Source organism: Myxococcus sp. AM011 (assembly GCF_013372595.1).
Taxonomy (GTDB): Bacteria; Myxococcota; Myxococcia; order Myxococcales; family Myxococcaceae; genus Myxococcus; species Myxococcus eversor.
On sequence record NZ_JABXEM010000472.1, the window covers coordinates 1 to 3,615 of the forward strand.

Genomic DNA, 3,615 nt, shown 5'->3' on the forward strand with positions numbered 1-3,615 from the left:
GCGCTGGGGCGAGGGGGGCGGGGCCTTCTTGATGTCCGTGGCGAGCTGGACCTGCTCCTCGGCGGGCTCGCTCGGGTCCACGTAGAGGAAGCGGGTGCCGCCGACCTCCAACTCGTCGTTGTCCTTGAGCGCCTTGCGATTGACGCGCTTCTTGTTGACCTTGATGCCGTTGCGGCTGCCCAGGTCCTCGACGTGGGTGCCGGACCAGTCGCGGCGAATCTTGGCGTGCTTGCGAGAGGTGAGGTCGTCCTTGAGGACGATGTCCGCCTCCTTCTCGTCACGACCGATGACGAGCTCCTTCGCGTCGGCGACCTCGATGCGCTCGCCCTCGCGCGGGCCGTTCATGATGCGCAGGTAGCGCTCCTCGGCGCTGGACAGCCCCCGCATCACGTCCTTCAGGTTGCCTCGGGCAATGAAGGACGTCTTCTCCGAGTTGACGTCGCCGTTGAGCTCCGTCATCCGCTCGTACTTCACGTCGTACTGGGCGATGGCGATGACGTCGCCGTTGCGCAACAGGCGCTTCTCGCCCTTGGGCAGCGGCTTGCCGTTGATCTGCGTGCCGTACGCGCTGCCCAGGTCCTCGAGGAAGAAGAGGTTGCCCTCCTGGACGATGCGGGCGTGGTTGCGCGACACCGCCTGCTGGGCGAGCACCACCTGGCAGGACTTCTCCCGCCCCAGGGTGATGACCGAATCGTCGAGGACGAGCTCGGTGCCCTTGGCTCCGGCCTCGCTGCGCTGCGTGACGGTGAGACGGACGCTCATCGAGGGGGTGGTACCTGCGGGAACCGGCGGGGCATCAGAACGTCGCGTTGCTCAGGTACTTCTCGCACGACTGATACTCGGTGGGGAACTCTTCCGACGTCGCGTACTTCAGGAAGTTCTTGCAGGCGATTTCGGCGTGCTCGTGCTTGTTGGCGTCCTGGAAGAGCTCGAAGAGTCCGTAGTGGCAGGGGGCGAACTTCGCCTCCAGCTTCACGCACTTCTTGTAGGTGGTCTCCTCCTCGGCCAACAGGCCCTTCTCGCGGAACTGGCGGGCCAGCATGAAGAGCGCCGGAGCCGAGTTCTCCGCCTGCTGCGTGTCCTTGACCTCCTTGAAGGCCGCGTCCGTCAGGGCCGCCTTGCGCTGCGCCAGGGCGAGGTTGTTGATGCAGTTGGTCGCCTTGGGGTTGAGCTGGGTGCAGTTGGAGAAGGCCTCGCGCGCGTCCGCGTAGCGGCTCAACTCCATCAGCGTGTTGCCGTAGTCATGCCACGCGTCGGGGTTGTTCGGGTCCAACGCCACCGACTGCCCCATGGCCTCCGCCGCCTCCTCGAACTGGTCCTCCGCGAAGGCGATGATGCCCAGCGTGTGGTGCGCCGCCGCGAGGTTCGGGTTGACGGCCAGCAGGGTGCGCAGCTCCTTCTTGGCCTCCGTGAACTTGCGCATCTTCATCAGCGTGTACGCCAGGTTGTATCGTGTTTCCAGGTTATCCGGATTTACCTTGAGGGCGCGGCGGAAGTTGTCGTGCGCCTTTCCGTAGGCGCCTTCCAGGTTATAGAGGGCGCCGAGGTTCTGGTAGGACTGGAGGTGTTCCTGGTTGTAGCGGAGCGCCTTGATGAAGTGCTTCTTGGCCTCGTCGTTGTTGCCGTTGGCCATGGAGATGAGGCCCTTGTTGGCCCAGAGGTCCGCGTACTGGGGGGAGAACTCCAGGCCCAGGTCGCAATAGACGTCCGCGCGGACCATGTCACCGTTGTTGATTTCCTGGGCGCACAGCTCGTTGTTGATGAGCGCGCGCTCATGCGGCGGCGGCGTGGTGAGGCAGCCAGCGAGCGGGAGCGTGAAGACCAGGGATAGCGCGGAGGCAAGGCGGGCAAGACGCATGGCCGGGCGAGTGTAGGAGAGCGCCCCCCTCCCGTGCAACGGCCGGGCGGGCCTGAATCCGGGCTGATTTCCGAGGGTTGCACCGGTTAGAGTGGACGCCCATGCGTACCTTGCTCTGCACTCTCACCTTCACCCTGGCCCTGCTTGGGGCCGCCCCGGCTCACGCCCAGTTCTCCAATCGCAGCCTTGGGCTGTCGCTGGGTTACATGGACTTCAACCGCACCAAGGGGTTGGACGACGCGTTCTTCGTGGGCATCGACGCCAGCCTCTACATCGAGAACGGCTTCGAGGTGGTGTCCCTGTCGAAGATCGCCTTCCCGAAAGCCAACGACAAGCGAGTGGTGGCCCTGGCCCCGTCGCTGGGCCTGCGCTACCTGCTGCTGGAGGAGAGCATCCGCCCCTACGTCGGCTCCGACATCAGCTACCTCGTGGTCTTCAAGGACAGCACGAGCAATTTCGTGGGCATTGGTCCCAACGTGGGCGTGGACTTCTTCACGTCGGACTCGGTGAGCCTGGGGGTTCGGGCGCAGTACAACTTCTACATCGCGTTGAACGAGAAGACGCAGACGTCGCTGACGCTGTCGGCGGGTGTGGCGGCGTACTTCTAGAGACTCGTGCCCAGGGCCCGGGCGCGCGGTGGTTGAGCGCCGCGCGCGGCCTTGGGGGGTATCAGGGCGGCGGCCACCAGCAACGTCCACTTCTCGTCGGAGAGGTGGTCCGGCTTCTCCATGGCCAGCGCGTCCTGCAGCCGGGCGCCCAGCGCGGCGAACAGCCGCAGCCGGGCCTCCATCCGGAGCTCCTCGCGGCGCAGGGCGGCGGTGAGCACCAGCTCCCGCTCCTCCGTGGACAGCTTCTTCACGCGCGAGACGAAGAGCGGGTCGGCCAGGAGGCCCTCCTCGCCGGAGGCGTTGATGGCGGAAGGCACCTTCAGCCGCCGCTCGCGCACGACGATGGTGCCGGCCAGCATGTCCCCCAGCCGCTGCTGTGAGCCGGAGACGAGCGCCGCCACCCCACCCACCAGGTAGAAGAAGGGGAGCCGGTCCACCGGACGGGCCAGGTTGCGCAGGGCCGCGTGGTAGAAGCCGATGCGCACCCCGCTCTCCTGGATGACCCGCAGGGAGAGGGCGCGCTTGCCCACCGTCTGCCCGCTCCATGCCGTCTCCAGGGTGATGCCGTAGCCCCAGTCGACCAGGAAATAGACGACGATGCCCAGCGCGCTGGCCAGGCCTGGAAATGCGGCCATGACGACGCCCAGCCCCATCATCACCGCCAGGCTGATGGTGAGGACGATGATGGAGTCGAGCAGCCACGCCAGGAAGCGCGAGTACAGCCCCGCGAGGGTGAAGCGGAACTCCACGTACTCCGGGGTGAGCACCGTGTGGGTGCCGTCCAGCAGCGTGTCGGTGGCCATCGTCACCGGCGCACTGTAGCCGCGTCCCCGGGCCCGTGGGGGACGTCGAGGTCGCTCCAGGTATGTCCCGCTGATACCTTGGAGCTCGGCACCCGGTGGATCCCGGGAGCCAGCCACGCCGTGGAGCCCGGTACCCCTTTGAGCCCGGAATACCTGTCGCAAGGCGCCCGCCCGAACACCAGGCAAGGGGCTCCCATGGGGGGCGCGGGCAGACGGGCGACTGTGTTAATCATGGTTGTCGGGGTGGTGGGGTAGCCTCCCCGCCCCTCGCGAATCCGTGCCCCCCTCCGACACTTCATCTTGGAACCGTCGCCTGTGGCCGGCGGCTGCCTTCCAGTTCGCGCTC

The 3,615-nt window shown here is 66.5% G+C and carries 4 protein-coding genes; 1 reads left to right on the forward strand and 3 read right to left on the reverse strand.

Features of this window, described 5'->3' with window-relative positions; all coding sequences use genetic code 11:
• Together HUW62_RS46210 and HUW62_RS46215 are read right to left on the reverse strand one after the other, a co-directional pair.
• A partial coding sequence (locus HUW62_RS46210; RefSeq protein WP_176438081.1) for an FHA domain-containing protein occupies window positions 1-762 on the reverse strand: 762 nt, incomplete at its 3' end.
• A gap of 34 nt (window positions 763-796) precedes the next feature.
• A complete protein-coding gene (locus HUW62_RS46215) occupies window positions 797-1,858 on the reverse strand; it encodes a lipopolysaccharide assembly protein LapB (protein ID WP_176438082.1) in 1,062 nt (353 codons plus the stop codon).
• 101 nt (window positions 1,859-1,959) lie between these two features.
• Between HUW62_RS46215 and HUW62_RS46220 the strand changes: the two genes are divergently transcribed.
• Entirely contained in the window at window positions 1,960-2,466 is a 507-nt protein-coding gene (locus HUW62_RS46220) for an outer membrane beta-barrel protein (RefSeq protein ID WP_163867977.1), read from the forward strand.
• On the opposite strand, the gene HUW62_RS46225 is transcribed toward HUW62_RS46220, so the two are convergent.
• The gene (locus tag HUW62_RS46225) at window positions 2,463-3,269 is read right to left on the reverse strand and encodes an RDD family protein (protein ID WP_163867978.1); all 807 of its coding nucleotides are present in this window, start codon (window positions 3,267-3,269) and stop codon (window positions 2,463-2,465) included. The two genes, HUW62_RS46220 and HUW62_RS46225, sit on opposite strands and share 4 nt — an antisense overlap.
• Between the last annotated feature and the right edge of the window lie 346 nt (window positions 3,270-3,615).

What these genes read in the sequence shown, in the direction of transcription:
- HUW62_RS46215 (WP_176438082.1), bottom strand. Translation starts at nt 1,858, where the DNA reads ATGCGTCTTGCCCGCCTTGCCTCCGCGCTATCCCTGGTCTTCACGCTC.
- HUW62_RS46220 (WP_163867977.1), top strand. Translation starts at nt 1,960, where the DNA reads ATGCGTACCTTGCTCTGCACTCTCACCTTCACCCTGGCCCTGCTTGGG.
- HUW62_RS46225 (WP_163867978.1), bottom strand. Translation starts at nt 3,269, where the DNA reads ATGGCCACCGACACGCTGCTGGACGGCACCCACACGGTGCTCACCCCG.